The sequence below is a fragment of the Streptomyces sp. NPDC036822 genome (genome assembly GCF_055609145.1).
This window is the reverse complement of sequence record NZ_JBVJPY010000051.1, coordinates 1-5937: the sequence shown is the minus strand read 5'-3', so window position 1 is coordinate 5937 and position 5937 is coordinate 1. Positions and strand designations below refer to the sequence as shown.

At 65.6% G+C, this 5937-nt stretch carries 6 protein-coding genes and 3 pseudogenes; 2 read left to right on the top strand and 7 right to left on the bottom strand.

Annotated elements, in window-relative coordinates:
- Positions 1–577: 577 nt before the first annotated feature.
- From ACZ68P_RS35970 to ACZ68P_RS35950, 5 genes and pseudogenes are all read right to left on the bottom strand, one after another.
- Positions 578–1417: pseudogene (locus ACZ68P_RS35970) on the bottom strand (IS5 family transposase).
- Between the two features lie 217 nt (positions 1418–1634).
- Positions 1635–1880: pseudogene (locus tag ACZ68P_RS35965) on the bottom strand (transposase); the annotation flags it as partial.
- Positions 1881–2377: 497 nt separating this feature from the next.
- The gene (locus tag ACZ68P_RS35960; RefSeq protein WP_471013574.1) at positions 2378–2692 is read right to left on the bottom strand and encodes a Ku protein; all 315 of its coding nucleotides are present in this window, start codon (positions 2690–2692) and stop codon (positions 2378–2380) included.
- On the bottom strand, positions 2653–2856 hold the full coding sequence (locus tag ACZ68P_RS35955; protein ID WP_471013572.1) for a Ku protein: 204 nt from the start codon (positions 2854–2856) through the stop codon (positions 2653–2655). Before ACZ68P_RS35955 ends, ACZ68P_RS35960 begins: the two co-directional genes overlap by 40 nt.
- A 41-nt stretch (positions 2857–2897) precedes the next feature.
- Complete coding sequence (locus ACZ68P_RS35950) at positions 2898–3059, bottom strand: hypothetical protein (protein ID WP_471013570.1); 162 nt, start codon at positions 3057–3059, stop codon at positions 2898–2900.
- A 493-nt stretch (positions 3060–3552) separates the two neighbouring features.
- Here ACZ68P_RS35950 and ACZ68P_RS35945 point away from each other — a divergent pair, with 493 nt between their 5' ends.
- Positions 3553–4071, top strand: a complete 519-nt coding sequence (locus ACZ68P_RS35945; RefSeq protein WP_471013568.1) for a DUF2716 domain-containing protein — start codon at positions 3553–3555, stop codon at positions 4069–4071.
- Between the two features lie 126 nt (positions 4072–4197).
- Here the strand turns inward: ACZ68P_RS35945 and ACZ68P_RS35940 are convergent, their stop codons facing one another.
- Positions 4198–4629, bottom strand: coding sequence for a DUF5958 family protein (locus tag ACZ68P_RS35940; RefSeq protein WP_471013567.1), 432 nt, complete (start codon positions 4627–4629; stop codon positions 4198–4200).
- Between the two features lie 161 nt (positions 4630–4790).
- Positions 4791–4940, bottom strand: a complete 150-nt coding sequence (locus ACZ68P_RS35935) for a hypothetical protein (protein WP_471013566.1) — start codon at positions 4938–4940, stop codon at positions 4791–4793.
- Positions 4941–4966: 26 nt separating this feature from the next.
- Here ACZ68P_RS35935 and ACZ68P_RS35930 point away from each other — a divergent pair.
- Positions 4967–5139, top strand: a pseudogene (locus ACZ68P_RS35930) (IS5/IS1182 family transposase); the annotation flags it as partial.
- Between the last annotated feature and the right edge of the window lie 798 nt (positions 5140–5937).

The following is a 5937-nucleotide window of genomic DNA, read 5'->3' as shown; positions in this document are numbered from 1 at the left end:
TGCGACGACCTGCTCGACCTCGCCTCACACTACGCCGATCACCCCGCCTACCCGCGACGGCCCTCAGACGGAGATCGTTTGCGGGACAGCCCTTAAAGAGCGTTTTGTCCCGGCGGGGGTGTTTGGTAAGTCGCGCGGTGTGAGCGGATTGGGGTCACGCACGGAGGCGTGTGAGGATCCGTCCGTGGAGTGCGATGTGTGTGGACGTGCGATGTGGCGATGGCCGGCGCTGCCGACTACGGGGGAAGAGGAGATCTGGTCCTGTTCCTGGTGTCACGCCGCCACTCATGTGGGTGGTGAGTGGTTCGAGGTCTCGCGGCCGCCGTACTTGCCCGTGGACATGCGCTGGGAGAGGGCCGTCGCGGACGGCCTTCCCGTCGACGTCTCCCACGCTTTCGGCCTCTTCGACAGGACGTTGTGCGGAATCCAGGAAGTCGGCATGTCGCCGTCGGATCACTGGTGGCTGCCGGAGCGGGAGAACGCCTGTGGCGCCTGCCGGGAAGCTGCGGGTGTCATTGATGACCGCTGGCCGCAGGCGATGAGGGGCGAGAACGCGCGGGTCAGCGCGGCCCGGCGGCTATGAGTCCTTCCAGTTGGGAGTCGACTCCCGTGTGAGCCTGCGGCTCATCAGGTCGATCATTGCGAGGCGGATCATCGCTTCGGAGCGGTGTGGGTGGGTTTCGTAGTCGCGGGCCAGGCGGCGGTGGTTCATGAGCCAGCCGAAGGTCCGCTCGACGACCCAGCGCCGCGGGATGACTTTGAAGCCCTTCTGGCCCGGGTCGCGGCGGGTGACCTCGACGTCGATGCCGAGGTTGGCGCCGTGTTCGATCACCTTGGTCCGGTAGCCGGTGTCGGCCCAGGCCTTGGTGATTCGGGGGTGGGCCTCGGCAATGTGAGAGAGCAGGTGAATGCCGCCAGCGTTGTCGGAGACGCTGGCCGCGGTGACCCAGACCGCGAGGAGGAGCCCGAGGGTGTCGACGCCGATGTGACGCTTGCGTCCGGCGATCTTCTTGCCCGCGTCGATGCCCTGGCCGCTGGCCGGTACGTTGGCGGACGTCTTGACGCTTTGCGCGTCCAGCACGCACGCGCTCGGCTCGGCATCCCGGCCTGCGGCCTCCCGGACCAATCGGCGCAGCAGGCCGTTGAGCTGGTCGAATACGCCGTCCTTCTGTCAGGCGGCGAAGTATCCGTAGACGGTTTCCCACGGCGCGAAGTCGTGGGGAAGGTAGCGCCAGGGGATCCCGGTCCGGTCCACATACAAGACCGCGTCCATGATCCGACGCAGGTCGTGCTCGGGCGGCCGCCCGATGTCCAGGCCCTTCCCTCGCCGCTCGGCCCGCCAGGCCGACAGAATGGGCTCGAGTAGTTCCCATCGGGCATCGGACAGGTCACTCGGATACGGCCGCTGTTGGGACATGTTTCGATAGTTCCGTCGGCAGACACCCCGCCACAGGGCGCAAACAGGGGTGAGTGGGGGCGCCTTGGGATCAGACAGGAGCGAACGGGCGGAAGCGTGCCCGGCAATCGCTTCAACCGTTTCTCACATCACGGACAATGAACCCAGCCCCGGCAGCCCCAGCCCACTCGGCCACCCATACCGCAGCCAAACACCTCTGCCGGGATAAAACGCTCTTTTAGGGGGTGTCCGGAAAGTCGTTGAGCCAGAGTCGGAGGCAGGCGAGGGTGACCATGGCCCGGTAGTGGGCGGCTCGTTTGTCGTAGCGGGTGGCCAGAGCCCGGTTCTGCTTGAGCCGGCTGAAGCAGCGCTCGACGAGGTTGCGCCGCCGGTAGACGGTCTTGTCCAGACGGCAGCGGGTCTCGCCGCGGCGGATACGGCCGTTGACCTGGTCGATCCGCTCCGGAATGGTGCAGGCGATGCCCGCGTCTGGGTAGATAGGCGGGGCTGGCGCGGGGCGGCAGGACTGATGATCGCGGGGATAGCAAGATCGACAACCCTCTGGTTGGCAGGGCGTGGGCGGGGGAGTGGACATGGCGGCCGAGACGGCCCGGCTGCTGAGCACGCTGCTGCCGAAGCCGGTCATCCGGCGCTGAGCTTGCCGTTTAACCTCGGCGCCAGATGAGCCGGGCTAGTGTCTATGTGGGCCAGCAGAGCCATGCAAGAAACGGGCTCATGACCATGAACCAGTGGACACTGATTCGGCCCTGCTCCTTGTCCAGGATTGCTGGGACCTCATGCCGGTGGACGTAGCGGAGGTAGCGACGGCGGATCGGCGCTCCGGCCATCAGCAACACTGACGAGGCGACAAGGATGGCCAAGGGGACCAGGACTTTCGCGGCGGTGAGCTTCGCCTTCTCCTCATATGGCGTGCGCTTAGCCTGTCGTCTAACCTCAACTCCTTGAAGGGGTGGGTATGGATCAGGCGGTCTTTGAGTCCTCTACGAGGGCCTCGACCTTTTCCCGGAAGGAGTCGTGGAACGACTCCGGCTCCCACTCCATGGCCAGGGCGTGGATCAACTGCATGGCCATCTTCACCTCCGCCGCCGTCGCCTCGACCTTCCCCGGAAGGTCGGGCACCTCGGCGTGCGGATCGCGCAGCTCGTCGGCCCCGTGCAGCGTGTGAATCGTGAGCAGGCCCTCCGCCTCCTCCGCCTCCTCCGCCTTCAAGGCGACCAGGTACTCCCGCCCGCGCATCACGAACGTGGCGATGCCAGCCTTGTGCGACTCGGCCAGGGCCGCGCTCCAGGTAGACCTAGGCTCCCCGAGGGCGGCTCGACGATCACGTACTCGGACCCCGTGTCGTAGCCCTTCACCATGTCCGCGAGGTCCACCTCATCGCCGGTGCGTTCGTTCACGCGCCGGTTCCGGATCCGGTCCGCCGTTCTGATGAGGAGCATTGGAAATGGTTCTGTCCGCAGTTTCGTGAACGATCTCGGGCTCAGTCGTCGGCTGCGACCAGGAGCGTCAGCAGGGCCCGGTTTTGATCGATGGCGATGTATTCATGGAAGTCGATGTGCACGCCGCCCCAGTCGTGGAACTTCTGTTGTCCCAGGTCCTGGAGGTGGTAGCAGCTGGTGGCCGAGTCGATCGGGGCATGCACTGTCGAGGAGAGGATCTCCTCCAGGGACTCCGGGATGGAGCCGTGCTGGCTGGCCCAGCTGTGGAGGCGCGTAGTGCGTCTGTGTTGGCAACCGGCCGGTAGGCATGCGCCGTGACGTGCTTGAGCCAGTACGGGCCGTGGCGCGTCCCCGCAGGATCGACGCCGCCGCCCGCGTAGTCATCGCGGAACTGCTCGTGCGCGACGAGCGCCTCCAGTAGCTCACTGTCCTGGATGGCCTGGGGGAACCGGAGGGACTTCACGTCGACCCAGCGGTGGCCGTGCGGTCCGTGGCCTGTGAAGTCGTGGTGTCGGAAGTTCACGAGGACCTGAGTATCCAGGACGAGCTTTGTCACAGGCGCACGCTATCGCGCCGCGAGACGGCGAGCGATCGGCCTGGGGTTTCACGGAACTGCGGTCAGAGCCATTTTGGTTCTGTCCGCACTTCCGTAAACCATCTTTCTGCGGCCATCAGGCGGATCGGTAGGATCGCGGCATGATGGGAGATCCCGTGGTAGTGCTGCCGGAGGCCGAGCACCGGCGTGTATGGGGCCGTTTCTACGAGGATTTCAGCTTCCGTCCGAGTACGAATCCGATCAAATGGCCGGCCATCCAGGAGCCCGTCGCGTCGGTGACCTGGAGCCTCGCTGCGCTTGACGATGATCCGAATGATGAGAGTCTGGACCACCTGGTCGCGGTCGTCGAGCAAGGGCTTTCTTCCTGCGTTGGCTCGTCGGGCACTCTGCTCGCCCTCGACTGGCAGCACACGTCGTATCGCTTCGCACCGCAGGAGGTCGGCGGTCCTGGGCAACCTGCTTGGCCGCTGAGCCCGTATCCCGACGGGGACTACTTCATCCTCCTTGCGGAGGACTTCCGCTTCGGCAGTTTTGGCCATCCTTGGGAGGGTTCTCTCTGCCTCTTTGGTGAGGAGCTTCTCGACATCGCGGCCACGGAAGTCGACAAGGTTCTTGGGCCACCGATCCGCAGGTCAGGCAAGGCGGTAGGGCCGGCCTGATCCTGAGCCCGGACTCACGGTCTCGCGAGAATACGTGCCTGCAGCAGGGCGAAGGTTGCGCGTCCGTTTCAAACAGTTCCACGCGGCACACGCGGCCTTCGACAACGCCTGAGGTGTAGGACAGGGTCAGTGCTGCTCGGTTGCCGCCGGCAGGTTGTGCCATGAATGTCCGCAGGCGCCATTGCAGTACCTCTCGCGGCGGCGAGTGTCAGCAACGGCGAACACGGAAACGAGGACACGGAACGCCTTGACGTATTCGGCGGAGGGCAGGCCCGCGAACCCGTAGCGGGGCGGGTCCATGCAGATCATTACCGAGGGGTTAGCCGTAGGCTTCGCACCAGACCGCGCCACCCCCGCACGGCCGTCCGCAGCTGTAATGTGCGCCTGCATCGCATAGTCGGCGACTTCCTGCAGAACCATCTGCTGACGTCTCGGGTCGAGGCCGGAGAACCAGCTCACACCAGCGTCCAACGTGCGGAGCCCCTGAGCGATCTCGTTGACGACCCGCTCGGTCTCGCGCCGGAAAGTGCGGCCGTCGTCGCTGCTCGGTTCAGTCATCGCTGGATGATTTCACGACGCTGATTCCGGGCGAGGGCCGGCACCAGCACCCGACGCAGTACGGGCGCCCCGGCCATCGTCGCCTCCGGCAGGCAAGCGGGGAGCGAAGAGCAGCACTGGCCGATTTCACAGACCCTCATCACTGATGGCGCTGGGCCACTTCAGGCGATGTCGAAGGGGATCAGCGCGACCTCGACGTCCCATGCTGTAGGTGAGGCCGACCTGAGGACGAAGCGGTAAAGCCCCTTGACGGGATCAGGTGTGGCGACGGAGACACAGCGGGGATGCTCGGCCAGGAGCTGGACTGCCATTCGACCGCAGCTCCTGACCGTCTGGCCACCAGCACGCCGTCGGCGCCAGGAGAAGGGAGCGCCGGGCCGGGCTGAACCTGATGACCATGCGCTCGGACGGTCCCGCGGCGGCCTGAGCACGAAAGTTCACTTCGCCAGCGACAGCCGTGCACGGCCTTTGGTCCTCCGCGTCATCGCAGGCCAGGCAGGTGACGCGCCAGCCTTCGAGCCGTCATGGCAGGCATCCGCGTTCCGCGTGGCGGTCCTGGGAGACCGAGGACTCGGCCGGAGGCAGCCCTGACGAACCGGGCGTACTCCTCCCGCGCGATCCGCGGGCATCTTAAGCCGCCGCGGGATCTGCGCTGTCATTCCACGGCCGTCCGACCAGGTCGGCCACCGTCTCCGGCGAGGACGTGCCGGTGGGCGCCCGCCCACTTTTGACGCCGAGGCATACAAACAGCGCAACGCGGTCGAACGATGCATCAACCGGCTCAAGCAGTGGCGCGGTCTGGCCATGCGAACGGACAAGCTCGCCATCGCCTACCAGGTCGCACTCCACTTCGCAGCCATCCGAATTTGGACGCGACCGCGGAACGCCGAGGACGCCCGCTGTCAGGGAATGCCTGACTCAGAGCGTCGACGTGGCGTCAGTTGCCTTCATCCTGCAAGCCGAGCACCTTCCGGACCTCTTCGCAATAAACAGATGCCGATATGCAGTCACTTGGCGCTGAGGGATGCCACAGAGCGTCGCCCCATCCGCCAGGGCGTGCTCCAGCGCAGGGTCACCTGTCTCCCGGCACGCAGTGAAGCCCGTCGGGGCAAGCCCGAACGTGAATTTGCGGGATCGGAGACCGTGACCAAGCTGCGGCATGGCCACCACCCTCGCACGTGGCCCGACCACCCTGAAGTCAAAATCACAGGCTCTAGGGACTGTGTGATGTCGTGATCAGCTTCTGAGTTCTTCACTCTGCGCGGAGTGGGATCCGGTAGGACTGTGGTCGTGACCCGGAGGCAACTC

Excerpts from the sequence above, each read along its gene's own strand:
- ACZ68P_RS35955 (WP_471013572.1), bottom strand. The coding sequence starts at position 2,856 with ATGCTCCTCATCAGAACGGCGGACCGGATCCGGAACCGGCGCGTGAAC.
- ACZ68P_RS35945 (WP_471013568.1), top strand. The coding sequence starts at position 3,553 with ATGATGGGAGATCCCGTGGTAGTGCTGCCGGAGGCCGAGCACCGGCGT.
- ACZ68P_RS35940 (WP_471013567.1), bottom strand. The coding sequence starts at position 4,629 with ATGACTGAACCGAGCAGCGACGACGGCCGCACTTTCCGGCGCGAGACC.
- ACZ68P_RS35935 (WP_471013566.1), bottom strand. The coding sequence starts at position 4,940 with ATGGCAGTCCAGCTCCTGGCCGAGCATCCCCGCTGTGTCTCCGTCGCC.